The organism is Desulfobulbaceae bacterium (assembly GCA_013792005.1).
Lineage (GTDB): Bacteria > Desulfobacterota > Desulfobulbia > Desulfobulbales > VMSU01 > VMSU01.
In genome coordinates, this window is the sequence record VMSU01000198.1 from 1 (window position 1) to 21,486 (window position 21,486).

15 protein-coding genes, 2 tRNA genes and 1 riboswitch are annotated in these 21,486 nt (G+C 50.0%); of the genes, 7 read left to right on the forward strand and 10 right to left on the reverse strand.

Annotated features, from left to right (window positions below):
- Positions 1-10: 10 nt before the first annotated feature.
- The 7 genes from FP815_12825 to aprB all read right to left on the reverse strand — a co-directional run bounded on the left by FP815_12825 (position 11) and on the right by aprB (position 7,816).
- Positions 11-96 (reverse strand) — tRNA-Tyr (locus FP815_12825).
- A 53-nt stretch (positions 97-149) separates the two neighbouring features.
- Positions 150-225 (reverse strand) — tRNA-Thr (locus tag FP815_12830).
- 118 nt (positions 226-343) lie between these two features.
- Positions 344-1,525, reverse strand: coding sequence for a heterodisulfide reductase (locus FP815_12835; protein ID MBA3015809.1), 1,182 nt, complete (start codon positions 1,523-1,525; stop codon positions 344-346).
- 87 nt (positions 1,526-1,612) lie between these two features.
- Positions 1,613-3,850 (reverse strand): FAD-dependent oxidoreductase, encoded by a 2,238-nt coding sequence (locus tag FP815_12840; protein MBA3015810.1) that lies wholly within the window; start codon positions 3,848-3,850, stop codon positions 1,613-1,615.
- A gap of 5 nt (positions 3,851-3,855) precedes the next feature.
- Positions 3,856-5,115 carry a CoB--CoM heterodisulfide reductase iron-sulfur subunit A family protein gene (locus tag FP815_12845; protein ID MBA3015811.1) on the reverse strand — a complete coding sequence of 420 codons (1,260 nt, stop codon included), beginning with the start codon at positions 5,113-5,115 and terminating at the stop codon, positions 3,856-3,858.
- 202 nt (positions 5,116-5,317) lie between these two features.
- The gene (locus tag FP815_12850; protein ID MBA3015812.1) at positions 5,318-7,336 is read right to left on the reverse strand and encodes an adenylyl-sulfate reductase subunit alpha; all 2,019 of its coding nucleotides are present in this window, start codon (positions 7,334-7,336) and stop codon (positions 5,318-5,320) included.
- Positions 7,337-7,390: 54 nt separating this feature from the next.
- Entirely contained in the window at positions 7,391-7,816 is a 426-nt protein-coding gene (aprB, locus tag FP815_12855) for an adenylyl-sulfate reductase subunit beta (GenBank protein MBA3015813.1), read from the reverse strand.
- 543 nt (positions 7,817-8,359) lie between these two features.
- Here aprB and FP815_12860 point away from each other — a divergent pair.
- Complete coding sequence (locus FP815_12860) at positions 8,360-9,316, forward strand: YkgJ family cysteine cluster protein (GenBank protein ID MBA3015814.1); 957 nt, start codon at positions 8,360-8,362, stop codon at positions 9,314-9,316.
- A 199-nt stretch (positions 9,317-9,515) separates the two neighbouring features.
- Here the strand turns inward: FP815_12860 and FP815_12865 are convergent, their stop codons facing one another.
- On the reverse strand, positions 9,516-10,295 hold the full coding sequence (locus tag FP815_12865; GenBank protein MBA3015815.1) for a cysteine biosynthesis protein CysZ: 780 nt from the start codon (positions 10,293-10,295) through the stop codon (positions 9,516-9,518).
- A gap of 157 nt (positions 10,296-10,452) precedes the next feature.
- Here FP815_12865 and FP815_12870 point away from each other — a divergent pair, with 157 nt between their 5' ends.
- Positions 10,453-12,792, forward strand: a complete 2,340-nt coding sequence (locus tag FP815_12870; GenBank protein MBA3015816.1) for a response regulator — start codon at positions 10,453-10,455, stop codon at positions 12,790-12,792.
- A 64-nt stretch (positions 12,793-12,856) separates the two neighbouring features.
- Positions 12,857-13,279, forward strand: coding sequence for a response regulator (locus tag FP815_12875; protein MBA3015817.1), 423 nt, complete (start codon positions 12,857-12,859; stop codon positions 13,277-13,279).
- A gap of 53 nt (positions 13,280-13,332) precedes the next feature.
- On the opposite strand, the gene FP815_12880 is transcribed toward FP815_12875, so the two are convergent.
- Together FP815_12880 and FP815_12885 are read right to left on the reverse strand one after the other, a co-directional pair.
- A complete protein-coding gene (locus FP815_12880) occupies positions 13,333-13,611 on the reverse strand; it encodes a 4Fe-4S dicluster domain-containing protein (GenBank protein ID MBA3015818.1) in 279 nt (92 codons plus the stop codon).
- A gap of 27 nt (positions 13,612-13,638) precedes the next feature.
- Positions 13,639-14,748, reverse strand: coding sequence for a hypothetical protein (locus FP815_12885; GenBank protein ID MBA3015819.1), 1,110 nt, complete (start codon positions 14,746-14,748; stop codon positions 13,639-13,641).
- Between the two features lie 771 nt (positions 14,749-15,519).
- On the opposite strand from FP815_12885, the gene FP815_12890 reads away from it, so the two are divergent.
- The 4 genes from FP815_12890 to FP815_12905 all read left to right on the forward strand — a co-directional run bounded on the left by FP815_12890 (position 15,520) and on the right by FP815_12905 (position 21,179).
- Complete coding sequence (locus FP815_12890) at positions 15,520-18,513, forward strand: PAS domain S-box protein (protein ID MBA3015820.1); 2,994 nt, start codon at positions 15,520-15,522, stop codon at positions 18,511-18,513.
- A 34-nt stretch (positions 18,514-18,547) separates the two neighbouring features.
- Positions 18,548-18,746, forward strand: a riboswitch (cobalamin riboswitch).
- An 81-nt stretch (positions 18,747-18,827) separates the two neighbouring features.
- Positions 18,828-19,388, forward strand: a complete 561-nt coding sequence (locus FP815_12895; protein MBA3015821.1) for a hypothetical protein — start codon at positions 18,828-18,830, stop codon at positions 19,386-19,388.
- A gap of 19 nt (positions 19,389-19,407) precedes the next feature.
- On the forward strand, positions 19,408-20,397 hold the full coding sequence (locus FP815_12900) for an iron ABC transporter permease (protein MBA3015822.1): 990 nt from the start codon (positions 19,408-19,410) through the stop codon (positions 20,395-20,397).
- Positions 20,394-21,179 (forward strand): ABC transporter ATP-binding protein, encoded by a 786-nt coding sequence (locus tag FP815_12905; GenBank protein MBA3015823.1) that lies wholly within the window; start codon positions 20,394-20,396, stop codon positions 21,177-21,179. Before FP815_12900 ends, FP815_12905 begins: the two co-directional genes overlap by 4 nt.
- The last annotated feature ends 307 nt before the right edge of the window (positions 21,180-21,486 follow it).

Below are 21,486 nucleotides of genomic sequence, written 5' to 3' on the forward strand. Positions count from 1 at the left end.
CGTGGGCTCATGGTGGTGGGACGTGGATTTGAACCACGGAAGGCATTCGCCGACAGATTTACAGTCTGTTCCCTTTGGCCGCTCGGGAACCCCTCCATACTTTTACTTCTTTACTTCGAGTACTAACAACTTCGCTATGTATATCAAGGTGGAGCTGGCGATGGGAATCGAACCCGCAACCTATGGTTTACAAGACCATTGCTCTGCCAATTGAGCTACGCCAGCATAACGAGACAATATAACCGCTCACCAAAAACAATTCAACTTCTTTTTTACAAAAAAAACCACCATTGGAGCGAATAATGCAACAATGGTGGTTTTTCAACTACGAGCAAAAAGCAGCTTATGCTTTCTTGACTACATAATCGCTGTCACGATATCGCTCAAAAGCCATTGCGAAGGTACGATACACCAAATGTGCAAATTTTGTATAAGGCATATACAAGAAAAGCATCATTACTGCAACAAGATGAATATAATAAAATAAATATGCTAAGGAACCAATACCGGCAAGACGTGTCAATTCGGCAAGAAGTCCAGAAATACCAACAGCAGCAATTTCATAGATCAGGAACCAATCATAAAAAGTCCCCTTGCTGCCAGACGCTGCCTCATCGTTAGATCGCTTCCCCCATAACAAAAATATTCCATAGATCATGGCGACTGCACTGACGTTAGCCAAAATCTTGATTGGATCCCAAAGTGGTATCGGTCCATGCATGGATGGCATGGCGATCCCAAGAAGATCCTTCCGAATAAACCCATACGTTGTCACAATAAGCAGCCCGATAAAAGCTAACATCAAGGGCTTATGTCCACGAGCTCTATCCTGATTGGTGTTGCATTCATTGAAACGATTATGGGCAATAATCTCTTGAACTGAAGGCACTAAAAATTCCTTAATGAACTGAACACAGGAAGGTCTAAATCCTGATTTAGTCTCCAACCCCTCGGCCATCTTATTCCACATGGCCGAAACTCCTTTATAGGCGGAAAAAATTGCAAGACCAGCAGCTGGCAGCATGATAGCATCGATGAAGAACACAGTTTTTGAAAGGTACTTAAAGTCCCAATGACCAAAAAAATTACCGAAATCAATCTTCCCTTCAGGCAAATGCATGCCTCCAGATATAATCCAAGCGACAAGTACGATAACAGCCGGGAGACCAACCAAAATTGGCAGATTCTTGGATGAGCTTGCCAATTTTGCGAGCCCAGACGGAAACCCATAATGAGTATAGGCATATGCCCTGATTGCACCAAGTACATCACCAGGTTTTGCCCCACGAGGACAATATGTTGTGCAATCACCACACTGATGGCATAAAAATACATCCGGGTCAGCAACAAGTTTATCTTTAAGGCCCCATTGAGCCCAGATCATCTCCTTTCTGGGAAATGGCTTCTTGTCGGATGACAAAGGACATACAACTGAGCAAGTGGCGCACTGATAACACTTTTTGAGTGTATCTCCACCCGCACCTTTCAGGAACTTAATGAATTGTAAATCAGAATTGATCTGCATTTATCTTCTCCTATATCGCCGTCAAGCGTTTGGGCTGGAGGTGGAGATCTATGTTCTCCATCTCCAGCCCAGGTCTAATCCACGTCTTTAGAAGCCCTTGAAAGGATTCGGGCCAAGCCCCTTGATCTCTTCAACAAACTCGTTAATCACATCTGAAACTGTATCGTAATCAGAAATCGCTACCTGACGTACAGCGCAACGCTCTGGCTCAAGACCTAGTGTAGATAGTGTCTCACCGATATTTTCCATACGACGGGTAGCAATCTCACTGCCCTTGACAAAATGGTACTGATAATCGTCACCGTACTTGCACCCCAAGAGAACCGCGCCGTCCAGACCAGCAGAAAGAGCGTCCTTGATCCAGACCATATTGACAGAGCCAAGACAACGAACAGGAATTACACGTACCAGATTACTGATCTTATGTCGACGCATACCTGCCATATCAAGTGCAGGATAGGCGTCATTCTCACAAACAAGGGCCAAAATACGAAGCTTATCTTCATCATCGTCTGGCACTTCAATCGCCTTGATCATGGAACCGATCATGTCGACATTATAATTCTTAAAGCCAATGATGCGCTCGGGACATGCACCCATACAGGTACCACAACGGCGGCAACGGGTCGGGTTCGGCAAAGGGGTTCCTTTCTCGTCGTCGTCCAAAGCGCCAAAAGGACATTCCTCAGTACAACGTTTACACTGGGTGCAACGCTGAAAGAAGAATTCAGGATAGGTTTGATCGCCTGAACGAGGATGAACGGCAACACCACGGTCTGCAGACTCGAGACATTGGATGGCCTTCAGCGCTGCTCCAGTGGCATCATCAATTGTCTCCTCCATTGTCTGGGCTTTACGTACACCACCACAGGTGTAGACACCAGTTCTCCGAGTCTCATAAGGGAAACAGATAAAATGAGAGTCAGCATATCCATCAAAAAGGTCAAGATCAAGAAAGGCTGGGCCTTGACGATAAGCGAGATTAATTGAATTCTCAGCTTTCGTTGCAGGCACCATACCAGCGGCAAGTACGACCATATCGACATTCAACTCCAAATCTTCATTGAGGAGCGTGTCTTTGGCCGTTACCTTGAGAGCAGAACCAGCGGCCTCAACCTGGGTCACATTAGCCTTAGTCAGCATAACGCCATCATCATTCTGGGCACCCTTGTAAAACATCTCCATATTGCCCGGAGTACGCATATGCTGATACAAGATATAAGCGATTCCATCAGGGTTGTCTTCGCGGACATATCGTGCCTGCTTTAAAGCTACCATTGAAGTAACGGAGTTGCAGAACGGGAAATCAGCATCACTCTCTGCACCACCTGGACTTTGAACAAAGGCAACCTTGGCTGGCACTTTGCCAGTCTTAGCTAGTTTTTCGAACTCAGCATTGGTTACCACGTTTTTCAACTGACCGTGTCCAAGATGAGCATACTCGGACACATCGGCCGGTGACCAACCAGTAGCTAAAATAACAGAACCAAAACTCAAAGCGTCCGGATTTTCAGCGGTATACACCTTCTTGCCAAGGTTGGGATCTTCCATCTGCCCCTTGGCAATAAGATCCTGTTGATCGACAGTGACCTTTGCTGGGGCATCCCACTCACCACTGGTGCCAGCCGGTTTCAAGGTGACCTTAAATGCACCAGGCGCACCGCCAATTCGTGCTACTTCTGTTTCGGTCTTCACTGTGATCTTGGAATCAGCTTCAACGTCCTTGACCATATTGGCAATGGTAGGATTCTCAAGATCGGTCCAAGGTGCCTTGGTGGGAAACTGCTTCCTCCAGCCCAGAGCCTTGCCACCAAGAGCCGCCGTCCGCTCGATGAGCGTAACATTGTATCCTGCCTTCGCAGCTTCCTTGGCAGCAGAGAGACCGGCAATACCGCCACCCATAACCAGAATATCCTTATTGATATTTTCCAGTTTAAAGGGCTCAGGCAACTCTTCATTCTTCGCCTTGGTGCAAGCCATCCGCATGTTATCAGAAGCTAACTCCTGAACAAAATCAGCACCAGCATCATCACCCTGACACCAAACACACTGTTCACGAAGATTGGCGCGAACTACAATTATGCTATCGCCAAAATTAAATTCATCCTGCATAACCCGCATGGAACAGGCGCCAATTGCTAAGGTGTTAGCGCCAGCGGCGATATCAGCCTCAATCAGTTCGCGCCCAGCCTTAGAACACAAAGCCTCATGGGTCTTGCAGGGAAACTTCATCTCTGAAGTAACCATACCGGAGAGGGCTTCGGCATCAAGGCCAGCCCCGATTCCGCATCCAGTACAAATATATCCTTGAGTTTTCTTGTCCATCGAACCTATCTCCTTGAGGCTTGAATTGCTTTAAGAGCAGCAGCAGTCGAATTCTGGGTGGCAGTGACAACGTCTGAGGCTTTCTTGGCACATCCTGCGGCAAGTATAGCCTTCTCGGAATCGCTGATAATGAAGCCATTGCTATCCATCGTCGCGCCACAAACACTACCCATTGATTTAGCTGCTGGCTCCATCCCGGTAGCCAGGATAGCAAGATCGACTTTCTGCTTAATCTTCTCTCCAGTTACCGCATTTTCTGCAACCAATGTTACTCCACCATCTGCCTCAGCAATAATGTCAGCAACCTTACCCTTGATAAAAGTGATCTTCGGGTCTGTCATTAACTTCTCACGGAACTTCTCATATTTACCTGGAGTCCTGAGATCAATATAGAAAACAGTGATCGGTGCCTCAGGGTATCGCTCGCGAATATAGGTAATTTGTTTCATGCTGGCCATGCAGCAGATATAGGAACAAAACTCAAGATGATTCTCATCCCGAGACCCTGCACACTGAACAAAGGCAAAACTCTCTGGTTCTTTGTTGTCACCAGGACGGAGTATTTTTCCGCCAGTCGGCCCGGCAGGAGCAGCCAAACGCTCCATCATCATATTGGTAATGATGGCATCTGACGAATTGAACTTCAAATTCTCCATCTTATTAGGATCATAAGGGTTCCAACCAGTTGCCCAAACAATAGAAGCGACATTGACAGTAAAGGACTTGGCCTGCATGTCCATCTCAATCGCCTCATACTTACATGCCTCAACGCATTTCCCACACCTGGTGCAAGCAGCAGGATCTATGACATAGCGCATAGGAAAAGACATCTCGTGGGCCTTGTAGATGGCCTTAGTCTTATCCATATTGAAATTAAAGGCATTGTTACGCTCTTCTGGACACGCATCAACGCAATCGTTGCACGCGGTACAGTTGCTGTTTACGTAACGAGGAGCAGTCTCAAGGGTCACTTCGTAGTTGCCAGCAGAGCCAGTTACACCCTTGACCGTGGTCATGGTATACGTTCTCAACTTACGGGTACTCTTGATCCTCTTAAAATTAATCTCCATACCGCACGACGGTGGACACAATTTGGGGAAATATTGGTTGAGCTGAGCAACTCGACCACCCAAATACGGATTTTTTTCTACCAGAAAAACGTCCTTGCCAACCTCGGCGGCTTCTAAGGCTGCGGTCATCCCACTAATTCCGCCACCTACGACCAGTACCGCACCCATATTGGATGCTCCACCTGCGTCTGTCATGCCACTCCTCCATTTAAGAGTTGAATTAATAAAAAACATTTCCCATGGCTCAATTGAATGCGCATAGAATCATTCAACTCAGCCATAAAAAATGTTTCATCAGTCCATCAGTCTCTTGATAGAAAAATCTCCAGGCGCCAATCGGCGCCTGGAGATTCATTAGTACTCAACTAACTGTCAATCAACGTTGATCAACCAGGAATTAGATCCAAGGGGTGGTCTCAACGATGTTGATGCAGTTGACCTTCTCGCACTTCCACTCCTGAGTTTTAGGATCGAAAGTAGAGTTAACAAAGGCCTTCCAATTGGCATCATCAACAACCGGGTAATCTGACCGATAGTAGAAGCCGGGGTAACGAGACTCCTTACGGAACTCGATGTGACGGATGTGGGTCTCAACACACCAGATGCGGTGATAGTTTTCCCAAGCGCGCATAAGCTCGTGCAGATCGCCAGCAGCCATCAGAGCAGCATCTTCACGCAGCATGCGGAGAAGATCAAGGCAGATGTTGAGGAGCTTGCCAGAAGTCATGTAGTACGTTGCAACACCACCGCCGTATTCGTCGGTAGCCTTCATCAGACGCATCATGATGCCTGCAGGCTTGCAGTAGTTAGGGTTAACATCGGCAGCGGTGGACGCACCGACATGCTGATGGTACAATTTAACCGGTGCGTAAATCTGGTCAGCCAGTTCCTGAGAAGACTGAGCCAGTTCAGGAGCGAAGCCAGCGTTGTCACGGCAGTACTTAACCATCTGCTTAGCAACAATACGACCTTCTGCATGAGAACCAGAGGAGAACTTATGACCGGATGCGCCAACGCCGTCACCTGCGGTGAACAGACCGTTAACGGTGGTCATTCTGTTGTAGCCCCACTTGTACTGATGCGAACGAGCACCCTCTACAGTCGGAACCCAAGCTTCGTCCGGTCCGGAAACCCAGATACCACAGCAGCCTGAGTGAGAGCCCAGCATGTAGGGTTCGGTCGGCATGATCTCGGAACCAACCTTTTCAGGCTCGATGTTCATACCAGCCCACAGGCCGGCCTGACCAACGGACATGTCAAGGAAGTCTTCCCATGCTTCTGACTCGAGGTGCTTCCAGAACTTCTTAACTTCCTTCTCGTCCATGCCTTTTTCTCTTCTGACATCAAGGAAAGCGTTCAAAGCAACGTCGGTAGCCATGTAGATCGGACCACGTCCAGCCTTCAGCTCGTTGAGCATCAGGTGGTTACGAAGACAGGTCGGAGTAACCGCGGAAGCGCCATAAGGCATGAACTTCTCAAGCTCGTCCTTAACGGAATCGGTGTTTGCATAGAACTCACCCAAGCCGTTCTGAACTTTGGCTTTGAACAGGAGGAACCAAGCGCCAACCGGGCCGTAACCGTCTTTAAAACGAGCTGGTGTGAAGCGATTTTCCATCATGGTGAGGGTAGCGCCAACCTGGGCACACATGGTGTAGGTTGAACCTGCGTTCCATACTGGATACCAAGCGCGGCCCTTTCCTTCGCCGGTTGAACGGGGACGGAAGATGTTAACTGCGCCGCCACATGCACAGAGCATGGTCTTGCACTTGAAAACGTGAACTTTATTTTCACGGGTAGAGAAGCCAACAGCACCAGCGATGGTGTTCTCTTTATTTTTGTCAAGGAGCAGCTTAACGATGAAGATTCTCTCCAAGCAGTTCTCTTCGCCGAGTGCCTTCTTGGCTGGCTCAGCAACGATACACTTGTAGGACTCACCGTTGATCATGATCTGCCACTTACCGGTACGAACTGGCTTTCCGCCTTCCGGCAAGGTCTTGGCAGGCTTGGAACCGTCGAGGTTATCGCCGGTTGTCTCGTCGATCTTCCAGATCGGCAAACCCCACTCTTCGAACAGATGAACTGAATCATCAACGTGACGACCAAGGTCATAGATCAGATCCTCACGAACAACGCCCATCAGGTCGTTACGAACCATCTTTACGTAGTTCTCGATCGGATTATCGCCGATGTAGGTGTTGATAGCTGACAAGCCCTGAGCAACAGCGCCGGAACGCTCCATGGAGGCCTTGTCGACCAAGGTGATCTTCATGTCGGCCGGAGCCCACTTTTTGATTTCGAAAGCACAACCGCAAGCGGCCATACCGCCGCCGACGATCAATACGTCACAGCTATGCTCAACAATCTCGGGATTAGTAACCGCGGGCAGCTCGCCCAGTGGCTGATTAGGTAACGCCATTGTAATTCCTCCTGAATGTATTTTTTAGCTTAAAGATTACGCAGCGAAATTTTATTAGGCCAGCTTAGTTGGATTCTTGAGCTCTTTCTCGGTGGAGAGCAACTCATCATCCAGGCTCACGCCCTTAAGAGCCTCGTATGCGTTGGCGGCACCCTCGGCAGTGGTCCGAATCGGGAATTTGAAACGCTTCATGTTGCCGTTACGGAACTTAACGGTCCACATGATGGAGTCGGAACTGCGCATTGGGTGAACCTGACCGCCCATTGGTACAAAGTCATTGTAACCACGAACAGCAATGGCGCCCTGTGGACAGATCTTAACACAGGAGTAACACTCCCAGCAGGCATCAGGCTCTTGATTGTAAGCCTTCATGGCCTCCTTGTTAAGTACCATCAGGTCGTTCGGGCAGATGTACATACAGGCGGTCTTGTCCCCGCCCTTACAACCGTCACACTTTGAAGGGTCTACATAACTTGGCATTAAAATACCTCCTCACATTGGAATTGAAAATTCGACGCCGCGAATACGACGCCAGTTTTTTTAAAAACAGCAATGATCAACATCTTTTCCTCCCCGTTTTTCATGTGAGGAAGGAACCTCCAGTATCCTTTGCTAATACCTAATTTTTCAGGGAGAGTAATTTATCAGCGGCTTTTCAAGCAGGATTCAAAAAATCAATCAGTGCACACAATGCACTGAAATCATTTATTTTAATCACAAAACATATGCTTCAGGCCACACATAATGAAGGACGACTCATTTTTCCCAGGAAGTCTTTTAATTTCTCATAATCTAAAAGTCAAGAAAAAAAACCGCAGACAAAAGCCGGTTTTCCCTGCTCGCCCCGTCCTCCCTTCAACTCAGGGGATATTAAAAAAATTGATTTGACACCCCCGGCAACGGTGGTTAGTTTTGACAAAATTTTCCATAGCCGGATACAACCGGACGTTCGGCACACAAACTGCCCCTGCTACTCTTTATTTCCGGGGCCATGACATAAACAGAATGACACAAGGAACCACAATGACATCTTCTAATTCAGAATCCAAGCAGGATATTTTATTTGGCAAAGAAAAAAATCCCAGCCATATCATGCCTGAAAAACTCACCCTCGACAGTAAGATCAAATTCCGCTGTCATCCTGGAGTCTCTTGCTTCACCGCCTGCTGCGGCAATATCAATATCATCCTTACCCCGTATGACATCCTGTGCCTCCGCAAACGCATAGGCATCGATTCCGATGAGTTCCTGCTCCGCTACACCAAGCCTGTCTACCTGGAAAAAACAGACATGCCGGGCGTGCAAATCCACTTAACAGCAGAAGGACGCTGCCCTTTCGTCACCGAAGAAGGTTGCTTGGTCTACACCGACCGCCCCTCGGCCTGCCGCTATTACCCGATCGGCATGGCTAATTTCCATGAAGGCGCCCAGGAGAATCAAGTTGCAGAAAAATTTTTCTTCAAGGTTAAAGAGGATTACTGCAAGGGGCACAACGAAGACAAAGTATGGACCGTTCGTGAGTGGCGGGCAGACCAGGGAGTTGACATCCGAGATGATCTGAATCGTGGCTGGATGGAACTGGTGATGCGCCGCAAATCCTTCGGGCAACAAGCCACCTTAAGTGAACCAGCCAAAAAAATGTTTTTCCTGGCCAGCACCAATCTGGAAAAATTCAGAGACTTTATTTTCCACAGCTCATTCCTCAGCATCTATGACATTGATCCAGCAACACTAAAAGAACTCGAAACCGACGACATCGCGCTCTTGAAGTTTTCTTATCTCTACCTGGCCTCATCGCTTTTCGGCACCAATGACTTGAAGATCAAAGAAGAACGCATCAAGGCCAAGGTCGTCGAACTTAAAGAAAAACAGAAAGAGGCCGCCCAGCAGGCTGAAACTACCTACGAAGAGCTAAAAAAAGACCGTGATCAACTTAAGCAGGATATCGCCGAAAAAAATGCGGCTAAGAAAAAGAAATAGCATTTTCCTTCCGAAACTGAGCAGCTAAGGCGTCCGACAGTTCTGTCGGACGCCTTAGCTGCTCAGCCCATCAACAGAGACACATCTCTTCTGGTCGGCTTTGAAACCTCAAACGATGTCGCGGTGTATCCGTTTGAGTAACACCACTGCCATGATCAACACAATCGACTTCACTCCACACCCAGGACACCATACCTCTCTACTTCACCAGAGGTCCTGCAACACTGAGTTCGTCAGCCTCGGCCAGCAGCCGCACAGCGCCTACCACCCCCAAAGGAATACAGAAGAACTGGAGAAACGGGACAGCCAGGATACAGAACAACCCAAGACCAAAACCAGCCATCAAAGGAATATGACGAAAGATGATCTGCCTCTGTTCTGAGAACCCAAGCTGTTTTCGGGCAAAAACATATCCAGTATACTCGATTACTAAAAAAAACGCCGTCCAAGCTACCGACAAAAAGGGGTAAAGTATTGAACCAAGCACCGGCAACAAATGAACTGTCAGCAGCGCCATCATCCCCAACAAGAATAAACTGATTTTTTCAACCTCGGTCACCAGCGTCAAACGCACATCGCGAAGCAACCGCCCCAGGGCAAAAGGTTCGTCCGAAACTTGCCCGCCAATCAACAGCTCCGTCTTTTCTGACAGCACGTCATTAAATGGCGAAGCCAACAGACTTCCCACCACCGCAAAAGTAAAAAAAATCAACACCAGAACCATTACAATGGCAAAGATCAATAAAAAGTAATTAAGGATCAGCCAATACCAGGCCTCACCTTGGGGCAGCCATGACTGGACAAGTCCTCGAAAATAATCAAAGCCGAAATAGATTACCAGGATGAACGTGGTCACATTGATCCCAAATGGAATTATAATGAATGGATATAAGCTCGGATGCCGCCGAACATAAGAAAACGAGGTAAACGGAAACCAAAAACCCCTGACAAAATTCACCGCAGCTGATGCCATAGTCATATTTTTCTTTCCAATAGAGAGTAAAATTCAGTATTTTCTAATTGAGTCACAGTAAAATCCAAACGAATAGATGAAAAACCCCGGAGACAGAGCCGTAACAAACAAACCTCCCTATTCCCTATCAACCATTGTCAAACAGTGAGCGCTTCATTTATCCATGAAAACAAAAATCATTACCACATTGGCAAAACTCAATCCATGGTATTTTTTATGGATAACACTCTTCGTTACCATACTGTCAGTAACCGTGGCCGTAACGACGCATCACTTTCTATGCCCAGACCTGACGCATAACCACCATTGGCCAATCATCCTCACCTGCAGCTTCGCCGCTCTGCCGGTATGCTTATTCTCCGCTCTCATCGCCGGGGTCATCGCACAAAATGCTGATGAATTCCAGCAATGCCAACAAAGAATCGATGCCTGCAGACAAGAAACAATCACCCTGGAAAAGACCAGGGAGGAACTCAACGCCAGGGTGTCACAACGTACCACCGAACTGGAACAGGCCAACAAGGCCAAGAGCCTCTTTCTCGCCAACATGAGCCACGAGATCAGGACCCCGCTCAACGGCATCATCGGGATGACCGAAATGCTGGCCGACACCGAGATGAGCGCCACCCAGCGGGACTTCTTTACAACCATTCAATCAGAAGCCAGGATGCTGAACAATCTGATCAACGGCATTTTGGATGTCGCCAAGATCGAAGCAGGGAAGCTGGAACTGGAACCAAACCCCTTTAACCTTCAGTACCTCTTCGATGACTTCAGCAAGAGCTTTTCTTGCCAGACCCGCCCCAAAGGCATCACGTTCACGGCATCCCTCTCCTCGGATGTCCCTCCCAGGTTGATCGGCGACCCATGCCGACTTCGTCAGATATTCACCAACCTCACCGGCAACGCTCTGAAATTTACTCCCCAAGGAGGCTCGATTACCCTTAAGGCCGAACGTGCCCTGGAGATTGATGAACAGATGGTCATGATCAAGTTCACGATAATCGACACCGGAATCGGCATCCCTAAGGATAAACAACAGACAATTTTCGATAAGTTCACCCAAGCCGACCTCTCGACAACCCGAAAATTCGGGGGCACCGGCCTGGGGACCTCCATCTCCAAGCAGCTTACCGAACTGATGGGCGGAGAAATTGGGGTTGAAAGTGAAGAGGGCAAGGGAAGTTCCTTCTATTTCACCGCTGTCTTTGAAAAACAACACAACCTGCCGGCACCCAGCAGAGACCAACACTTCAAGAATATCGACACCCTAAACATTTTAGTCGTAGAAAACAGTCCTCCAGAAAAATCAGAGATCGTCGCACACCTCAACTCCTTCGGCTGCCACACAGATGGTGCATCAGGAGGGGCAGAAGCCCTTCTTCGCCTGAAAACGCTATCCGATCGAGACGAACCTTACGACCTGATCTTCATCTCGATCATTATGCAGGGGATGGATGGTTTTGATCTCGCGCGGGAAATCAAGGCCATCCCCCCCTACGCAAAAACCCCTCTCCTCCTCACCACCACAACCGGAGAGCGGGGTGACGGGGCGAAATGCAATAAAATCGGGATAACAGGGTACCTGACCCTCCCTTTGTCACGAAGTGATCTCTTGAACGTAGTGATTGCGGTTCTCGACCAAAAAAATGCGTACACCGATCCATCCGACCTCCCCCAACTCATCACCAAGCACTCCCTTTTTGAAAAGATCGGCGAAAAATTCCTTCTTCTCCTGGTTGAAGACTACCCGACCAATCAGAAGGTAGCGACCGCATACCTTGCCAACGCCGGCTACCATGTCGATCTTGCCGAAAACGGAAAACAAGCGATAAAAGCCTATAAAAACAAAAAATATGATCTTATTCTGATGGATATCCAAATGCCGGAAATGGATGGGTATCAAGCTACCGCAACCATCCGTGCCATAGAAAATGCCGCAGACGCCTCCCCACTGCAGCGCAAAAAAATACCCATCATCGCTCTCACCGCTCACGCCACGGAAGAGGATAAATTAAAGTGCTTACATTCCGGCATGGATGACTTTTTAACCAAGCCACTGCAACGGGGAGATCTCTTGCAAACCCTCAACCGCTGGCTTTTGGTTAAGGACCCTCCTGTTACCGCAATTGCTCCCCAAACCGACAACAAAGATACTCCCACGGAAGAAGCGCCAGTAGACTTTGATAAGGCCATTAAAGAATTCGATGGACAAAAGGATTTAGTTTTGTCAATTATTCAAGAATTTATCGACGACATCAAGGGACAGATCGAAACCATGAATGTGGCATTGGCCAGCGCCGATACCGAGACCATTCGCCGGGAGGCACACTCCATCAAGGGAGGCGCCGCAAATATTTATGCAAATAGCCTCTCCCTGGCTGCCAAAACCATTGAAGAACTGGCCAAGGCTGGAACCATGGCAGAAATCCCCAAGGCCCTTATCACCCTTGTGGAAGAGAACAACAAGATGCAAAACGCACTGAAAAACTTCACCGCGTAACATAACACGGCACACTCATAGTATAAAAAACGCGATCCTGCGCTCTCAACACCCTCTGGCACCTATGAAAATTCTGATTGTTGAAGATGAAAAAATCAGCCAAAAAAAAATGGAGATCATCCTCTCGAAATACGGATGCTGCTACGCCATTGCCAACGGCGCCATCGCCCTCTCCATGTTTCAAAAAGCCTGGAATGAACGATCTCCTTTCGATATCATCACCTTAGACATTACCCTTCATGAGATGCCAGGAACAGAAGTCCTGCTCAAGATCCGCGAAATCGAAGATGAGCTAAAAATACCTTCTCCCCTGCGAGCCAAGATAATCATGGTGACATCACACACTGACCGGGACAACATCAACGCCGCAATCACCGCAGGAGCAAACGACTACCTGGTCAAGCCATTCTCCGAGGCCACCATCGTTAAGTGCTTAAAAAAACTCTACATCAAACACATCCAAGAGGCTTTCCCTGAACAACCCTAACCGCTCTGAAATAAGCCAGACGCATGGCCAGTAAAGCCTCACCCATCCCCCACTCAGCAACACTCGATTACCGCCCCTTTGCCCTTAATCCATGTCTGAATAATATAAGAGGCGCAACCAACCCCTGGACTTACGGTAATAGCAGCAACCGGACAATTAAGCGCACAGGCGCCACACTCCATGCATCCGTCCAGGTCGACGATAGTAGCCTTGCTCTCATTCACTGAAAAAACCTGGTGAGGACAGACCTCGACACAAGCCCCGCAGCCTATGCAAAGATCCTCCTTGAGTCTCAGGGTTGACACCCCTGGCAAATAACGAAAATCATTCATTGTTTCCCCCTTCGTGAAAGATAGTTCCTAGGACCAGAACCGCCCGCCTACCCAAAGCGCCAAAGCGATCACCAAAGCAACTACCTGAAGCGGAATCCCACGCCGCATCTCCTTCTCTACGCCGGACGGTGAGGCATATGGCGTCGCTCCGGTGAAATTCATGGCCGCATAGGAACTCACCGTCATGCAGACCAGGATCATGGCCAGAACCCTGCTCTCTCCAACACCTCGGCCAAGTGTTACCGCCAACCCGCCAACCAACCCAACCAGTCCACCCTTAAGATAAAATGACCGCCACGGCAACCACGGCAGCATTAGCGGAACAACCACCGCCCCGCTGACAACTCCTACTGCATAGGCCATAGTCATCTCCACCACCCGCAGCCAGGTGAGGGCCAGGGAAAACGTCGGACCCACTGCGGAGAGGACAACAATGGCAAGCACTATCCACAGAGAAGGAGTGACCAGCAGAGAAAGCTCAACCGGAACCAACACCAGACGCTCACCCAAGCTAAAGGAAAGCTGCCGCATCTGAGGTTCTGCCTGCTTGCCTGAGTCAAGAAACTTCTTGAGATCACGAGCCCGGATCGGCCCCCACACCACCTTAAAACCGCACGTCTTACGCACCCGGTTCCCGTCAACCCCTGGCGCCCCTAGCTGGGGCAAGACCAACTCCCGATGATTGACAATCCGGGCCAACCCCACCGCCTTGACTCGATCAATCAACTCATCGGTACCGAAGGTCTTTTTACCAGCGGCGCACCAGACATTGACCCCTCGAGTATCCAACACCACAATCCAGACATTGGCGCCGGTCAACTCCCGGCGCAATACGTCAAAACTCAGCTTGTAATTAGCTGTGACCAGGACCGGGGAGTCTGCACAGGGCGAACCTGCCGCATAGAGCCCTGGGGCAACCCGATAATGATCCCTGCGAATCCCCAAACGGGCACGGAGAGTTCCCAGCCAGTCCCTCAAACCCAGACGTGTCTTTACTTGAGGCGTTACCCCTTCCGGAGTCGCCACAAACCGTTCAACAAAAGAACAGAGCCGGTAGCCAGGTCTCTCGTCCGGAGAAGAAGGAGGGCCTGGCGGAGAACCACAGCAGGGCTCATTATCGGGCTTGGGCTGAAACATCGGCAGTGATGGCGGCACTGAGCCTTTGCACTCGCAGTCGTTATTGTGTATCATAGTCATACGTTGGTCCTTAGTAATAATCGGGCAGGTCCGGTGGCACCACGCAACACAAGGACATCCTGAACCGAAATAGCTTTTAGGTGACGGCCTGAGCCTGTCAAAGACCCGTCATAGAATACCTCGAACGGACACGTCAATGACTGTTAAATAAGCATACTAAAAAAGACTCCATGAGATAGAACTCATAAAACATTATCACATGCCGCAACTCCTGACAACAAGACCTCTCCATCTCTAATTTTGATGGCGTCGCAAAAAGCCCGATCTACTGCGTTGCAGCGTACTTTTTGCTCATTCGGCACACCATATGTGTGGCCTCATTCGCAAAAGCACACTGCGCCTTGTATATCGGCCCTTTTACTTAGCCATCCCCGGACTTTTTGCGAGACCATCAATTTTAGCTCTCTGCTATTAGCACTCTATTTATTTGACATTAGGCTTTATTGTCGATAAAAATAAGGGGAAAATAATAAGTTCCCTCTACCAACATCTGACAATCTCGCAAAAAGTCCGGGGATGGCTAAGCAAAAGGTGCGACATACAAGGCGCGGGGTGTGTTTTGTGAGTGAGGCTATACATATGGTATGCCGAACGAGCAAAACCGCCACGCAACGCAGTAGATCGGACTTTTTGCGACGCCATCAATATCTAATGGCAAGCAAAACTTCACCAATGACAATCTGATGGTCATCGTAGAAGAGAGATTATAATATGCGATTATTAAACTTGGGTTCAATCAGTAAGAATCTATCGCTCCTGGTAATGCTCGCTGTCCTACCCGCCCTGGCCATTCTTTGCTATACCGGCTTTGAGCAACGACAGCGTTCCATCGAAAGCGCCAAAGAGGAAGTGCTGGTTCTCGCTCACTCCATGGCCCAAGTTCAACAAAATATCGCCTCCTCCACCAGACAAATGCTCGCCACCCTTGCTCTGCTCCCTGAAATTCAGACCTTGAATCTACCGGCAAGTCAGATAATCTTCAAAGACGTGCTGACCCACAATCCCAACTACCTCAACCTCTCGTTAGTTGATCCGAACGGCGCAGTTTTGGCTTCGAACAAACCATTTGCCGCAATAAATCTGATGGATCGCAAGCATGTCCGGGAAGCCTTGAAGAAAAGAGACTTTGCCGTAGGTGAGTATATTGTTACCAGAATTGGCTCGGCGATTCCGGCGCTGGCCTTTGCCTATCCCGTACTCGACAAGGAAGGAAGGCTCAAAGCCATTCTGACCACGGCCATCAAACTCACTCTTTTTTCCACCTTCCATGACGTCTCCTCCCTGCCTGAACAATCCTTTGTCGCCATAACCGACCACCAGGGCGTCCGGCTGTTTTACCATCCCCCCAACGAAAAAACCAACCCCATCGGCCAACCAATTCGCGCTGAGGTCTGGAAAATAGCCAGCGCTGCCAAGGAGCCAAAAACCCTTATTACCCCTGGCTCAGACGGCACTCGCCGCATATTGGCCTTCGTCCAGGTTCGTCTCGACACCGACAAAGATCCTTCTCTCTATGTCTGGGCAGCTGTTCCCGAATCCTCTATCCTTGGCCCTGCCAACGACGCCTTGCTCAGAAATCTGCTGCTGTTGCTCCTGGCAACAGGAGGTTCACTTACCATTGCCTTAGCGGTTGCCAAGACCACCTTAATTCGCCCGATAACAAACCTTGTCGCCCTGACCAAAAAATTTTCAGAAGGACACCTTGAGGCGCGCAGTGAACAGGCAGACACTCCCGACGAGTTTGGGATACTCACCAGATCGTTTCATGATATGGCCGACGCCCTGACCTCGGGCCAGCAGACTCTAAGGGAAAATGAAGCGCGATTCCGGCTGTTGATGGATAGCATTGATGCTCTGATTTACGTTGCAGACATGACCACCTATGAAGTCCTGTTCCTCAATAAATACGGGAAGAAAACGCTTGGTGATATTTCCGGCAAACTCTGCTGGCAAAGCATCCAACAAGGGCAGATCGGACCTTGCCCATTCTGTACCAACAAATATTTATTAGATGAAAAAGGAAATCCAAGGGAGGCATATTGCTGGGAGTTTCAAAATACAGTAACCGGGCAATGGTTTTACAACCAGGACCGGGCAATTCGCTGGGTTGATAGTCGCCTGGTACGGCTTGAAGTCGCTACTGATATTTCCGAAAGAAAAGTAGCCGAGGCCCTGCTGGCAGAAGAGACAGAACGCATGGTGGTAACCTTGCGAAGCATTGGCGATGGCGTCATCACCACCGACACCGAAGGCCAAGTTCTGTTGATCAACAAAGTGGCCGAGATGCTGACAGGATGGCGCTGCGAAGATGCAGCGGGCCACTCTCTGACGAAAATCTTCAATATTGTTAACAAAGAAACGCGACAGCCCTGCAAAAACCCCTTAGACCGGATTCTAGCCTCTTCCTCGGCTATCGAGTTAGCAGAAGGCACCATCTTGATTTCAAAAAATGGGCAAGAACGCGCTATTGCTGACAGTGGAGCCCCGATTCACGACAAAAATGGCGCTATCATCGGGATGGTACTGGTCTTTCGAGACATCACCGAGCAACTCCATACGGAACAGGAGTTGCTCAAGATTAAGAAATTAGAGTCAATTGGTGTTCTTGCCGGCGGCATTGCCCATGATTTCAACAACATTCTGGCGGGCATACTGGGCAATATTGACCTATCCATGATGGATTCCACCATCACAGAGAAAACTCGAAACTTCCTTAAAGAAGCGGCAAAAGCATCGTGGCGGGCACGGGATCTGACCCAGCAGCTCCTCACCTTCGCCAAGGGTGGTCACCCAATAAAAGAAGTAGTATCTTTAACAGATGTAATCAAAGATTCAGGAGACTTTATTCTCCGAGGAGATAAAGTCTCCTGTAGCTATACCTTTCCTGACGATCTCTGGCTGGTCGATATCGACAAGAGCCAGATCAACCAAGTTTTCCAGAACATCATCCTCAATGCCATTAATGCCATGCCAAGCGGTGGCACGATTGAGATCTCCTGTGACAATATAATCCCGGATGCCAGAGACAAAGAGATCCTCAATAAAGACAGCTACGTGAGAGTGAGAATCACAGACAATGGCGTGGGCATTGATCCAAACCTGCTGGATAAGATCTTTGATCCATACTTTTCCACTAAACGGCAAGGTAGCGGTCTAGGCCTGGCGATTACTCATTCAATTATCAACAGACATGGGGGACACATCTCCGTGGAGTCCACCATGGGTGTCGGCACGACCTTCACGATTTACCTCCCCGCCTCAGAGCAACGTTACACCCCTCCCTTCAATTCTGATGCAATCGAGCTACCCCTTAGAAAAGCGACTATTCTGGTCATGGATGATGAAGAGCCAGTACGAAATGTTACCCAGGCATTCCTTAGCCGGATGGGACACCAGGTCCTTCTCGCCAAAGACGGAGCAGAAGCCATTCAAATGTATCAGGAATCGATAGATTCAAACACCCCCATTGACATCACTATCATGGATCTCACCATCCCTGGAGGCATGGGAGGGGAGGAGGCGATACAACCAATTCTTAAAATCAATCCGAACGCCATGGTCATCGTCTCCAGCGGTTACTCCAACAACCCCATCATGGCAAACTTCAAGGATTATGGGTTCTGTGACGCAATTGCCAAACCCTACCAGCTCAAGGAGCTAACCACAGTCATCGCCCAACTCCTCAAAGCGGAGACTACCAGCTGACACCCCCTGGTTGACAACGGCCAATGGTCAGAGTATAAATGGACGCAAATCAGGTGTCCGTTGTGACTTAAAAAGGGAATCCCGTGTAAATCGGGAACGGGCCCGCCGCTGTAACCCCAACGCTTCAACTTTAGCACCCCTCATGACCTTGTGCGCCACTGTCCTTCAAGAGGATGGGAAGGCCGTCGGAGGGCGGGGAAGCCAGAAGACCTGCCTGATCGTAAAACTCGCATCCTCCTGGACAGAGGAACGACGTCTCTTTTGCGGATAAAACCGGGCTATCCTCAAATCTTATGTTTTGTTGAGGAAGACCGATGACCAGCCGCGCATTCAGATCCGCCCCGTTGCTGCACGCCCTGCACCGCATAGGCGGCCTTATAACCGCAACCTTCATTCTGTGCTACAGCCTTACCGGCATTGTCTTGAACCACCGACAGGCGTTTGATTATTTCCAGACCAGTCAGATCGCTCAATTTTCCGCCCCAAAAGCAGACCTCGGAGCAATCAACGAGTTCATCGGCCACTACCGGGAACAGATCGGCCGCCCGGATGCCCCTGAGGTCATCAGGATCAAGAACGGGGCCACCATTGAGCTACTCTACGGCTCCCACGGCCAGACCACCTATACCATCGACCCCGCAGCCGGCACCATGAAAGTGGAGACCAAGAGCCCGAACCAACCCCTCTATTTTCTCAACAAACTCCACAAGGCGGCCAAGACTCACGCCGCCTGGCTCTGGCTGAGCGATGCCTTGGCCCTGTGCCTGATCGTCTCAACAGTGTCAGTCCTTTTCATCATGCGCTTCCGCACTTCAGACTACTGCCTGCTACTTGCCGGGATCGGGTTATGCCTGGCAGGAGGGATGATTGCGTAATATTCCCTACCCCCTGCTAATGACCGGTCTCACCCTCTGCCTGGCAGCCACCATAATCGCCGCCGCTGGCATGGGCTATCTGAAGATACCGCCCAGCGAAGTGCTGACCATCATCATGGCCCGGTTCACCGAGACAACCCACACTCTCAATCCGATCCACCAGACGGTGATCATGGATGTCCGCCTGCCCAGGATCATGACTGCTGCCTTAGTCGGCGGTGGCCTCGCCATGGCTGGGGCAATCTTTCAGGCCATCCTCTTAAACCCCTTAGCCGACCCGTACACCCTCGGGGTGTCGTCCGGCGCCGCCTTTGGCGCCTCGCTCGCCCTGATCGTCAACCTCAGCCTGCCAGGCTACTTCTCCGTCCCCCTGTTCGCCTTTGCCGGAGCGCTGGTTGCCGTTTTTTCCGTGCTCAACCTTGCCGCCAGTGACCACTCCTACTCCGCCAATTCACTGATCCTGGCAGGGGTTATCATCTCCGCCATTCTCTCAGCCGGCATCGGCTTTATCAAGTATCTGGCCGAGGAGCAGGTCTCGGTGATCATCTTCTGGCTGATGGGCAGTTTGGCCGCCCGGAGTTGGCTCGACGCCGGTCTGGTATTAATCGCCACCATCGTTACTCTGCTGGCAGGCCTCTACTTCGCCCGCGATCTCAACATCATGTCCCTCGGGCTAAGGAGTTCCGACTCTCTAGGCGTCAACACCGTCCGCACCCGCAAATGGTTGCTCGCCATCGCCTCGCTGGTAACAGCGGCATCAGTCTCGGTCTCCGGCATTATCGGCTTTGTCGGACTAATCATCCCGCACCTGATGCGCTTTATCATCGGCCCGGACAACCGCAAACTAATTCCGGCATCCCTGCTCGCCGGCGCCATCCTCCTGCTCACCGCCGACACCATTACCCGAGCGATTCTGCCGCATGAGGTCCCCATCGGCGTGCTCACCGCCCTGATCGGCGGACCGTTCTTCTGTGTGATCTTCAAGCAGAAACAGCTGGGGGGGCGATGAGCGAGATCTTTACCATCAACAGACTCTCTGCCCGATATGGCGAGAGAGAGGTCATTCACGATCTCTCCTTATCGCTGAAGACAGGCCTGTTTTACGGACTGATCGGACCAAACGGTTCCGGCAAGACCACGCTCATCGACCTGATGCTGGCCTCTCTCCCCCCCAGCCAGGGTGAAATTCTCCTCCGCGGTCAAAACATCACCACATACAGTCACCGGCAGAAAGCTCTGGAAATTGCCTTGGTTCCTCAGGACTTCCGGATCAACTTCGATTTCACGGTGTACGAGGTGGTAATGATGGGACGCCACCCCCACATCCCCAGATTCGCCAATCCCGGACTCGCAGATCGAACGGTGGTCGACCAGGTCTTGACCGAACTTGAGATCACCGAGCTTGCCGACCGCCTGATAACCCAACTCAGCGGCGGCGAAAAACAGCGGGTAGTCGTGGCCCGCGCCCTGGCCCAGGCCACCCCGATCATGATTCTGGATGAGGCCACCTCAAGCCTCGACATCCAGCACAGCCTGCACATCTTCCAGGTTTTGAAACGGCGGCAGTACGAGGAACAAATCACCGTCATCGCTGCCATCCACGATCTGAACTTTGCCGCTGCTTACTGCGACGCCATCATCCTCTTGAACCATGGCCGCCTGGTCACCATCGGTTCGCCTCATGAGGTTTTAACCCGCGAGCGACTGCAGGAAGTCTTCGCCATTGACTGCCAGGTCTACGAACAACCATATTCAGGGGCTCACCAAGTGGCGTATCGATATTCCGCGTAACAGCTCAAGTTGACGGTGATCAGTTGCCGGTTTACGGTTAACAGACTCGCAGATGTCATCCTATGTTCATGATATCTGCGAGAGATCAGCCACTTGTAAAAAATACTAACCGTCAACTGACAACCGCAAACCGATAACCCGACCAGTTACATCTCACAATAGTATCAACAAGGATCAACTATGAACCTCATCGAAAACCGCAGAATGCCTACAAATATTTACTTAACCAGCGCTCTGCTCCTATTCCGCTGCGTCATTATGCTCGTGGTGATCTCCCTGCCCGTTTCAGTCAAGGCCCAAACCCTGA

Excerpts from the sequence above, each read along its gene's own strand:
- FP815_12835 (MBA3015809.1), bottom strand. The coding sequence starts at position 1,525 with ATGCAGATCAATTCTGATTTACAATTCATTAAGTTCCTGAAAGGTGCG.
- FP815_12840 (MBA3015810.1), bottom strand. The coding sequence starts at position 3,850 with ATGGACAAGAAAACTCAAGGATATATTTGTACTGGATGCGGAATCGGG.
- FP815_12845 (MBA3015811.1), bottom strand. The coding sequence starts at position 5,115 with ATGACAGACGCAGGTGGAGCATCCAATATGGGTGCGGTACTGGTCGTA.
- FP815_12850 (MBA3015812.1), bottom strand. The coding sequence starts at position 7,336 with ATGGCGTTACCTAATCAGCCACTGGGCGAGCTGCCCGCGGTTACTAAT.
- aprB (MBA3015813.1), bottom strand. The coding sequence starts at position 7,816 with ATGCCAAGTTATGTAGACCCTTCAAAGTGTGACGGTTGTAAGGGCGGG.
- FP815_12860 (MBA3015814.1), top strand. The coding sequence starts at position 8,360 with ATGACATCTTCTAATTCAGAATCCAAGCAGGATATTTTATTTGGCAAA.
- FP815_12865 (MBA3015815.1), bottom strand. The coding sequence starts at position 10,295 with ATGACTATGGCATCAGCTGCGGTGAATTTTGTCAGGGGTTTTTGGTTT.
- FP815_12870 (MBA3015816.1), top strand. The coding sequence starts at position 10,453 with ATGAAAACAAAAATCATTACCACATTGGCAAAACTCAATCCATGGTAT.
- FP815_12875 (MBA3015817.1), top strand. The coding sequence starts at position 12,857 with ATGAAAATTCTGATTGTTGAAGATGAAAAAATCAGCCAAAAAAAAATG.
- FP815_12880 (MBA3015818.1), bottom strand. The coding sequence starts at position 13,611 with ATGAATGATTTTCGTTATTTGCCAGGGGTGTCAACCCTGAGACTCAAG.
- FP815_12885 (MBA3015819.1), bottom strand. The coding sequence starts at position 14,748 with ATGTTTCAGCCCAAGCCCGATAATGAGCCCTGCTGTGGTTCTCCGCCA.
- FP815_12890 (MBA3015820.1), top strand. The coding sequence starts at position 15,520 with ATGCGATTATTAAACTTGGGTTCAATCAGTAAGAATCTATCGCTCCTG.
- FP815_12895 (MBA3015821.1), top strand. The coding sequence starts at position 18,828 with ATGACCAGCCGCGCATTCAGATCCGCCCCGTTGCTGCACGCCCTGCAC.
- FP815_12900 (MBA3015822.1), top strand. The coding sequence starts at position 19,408 with ATGACCGGTCTCACCCTCTGCCTGGCAGCCACCATAATCGCCGCCGCT.
- FP815_12905 (MBA3015823.1), top strand. The coding sequence starts at position 20,394 with ATGAGCGAGATCTTTACCATCAACAGACTCTCTGCCCGATATGGCGAG.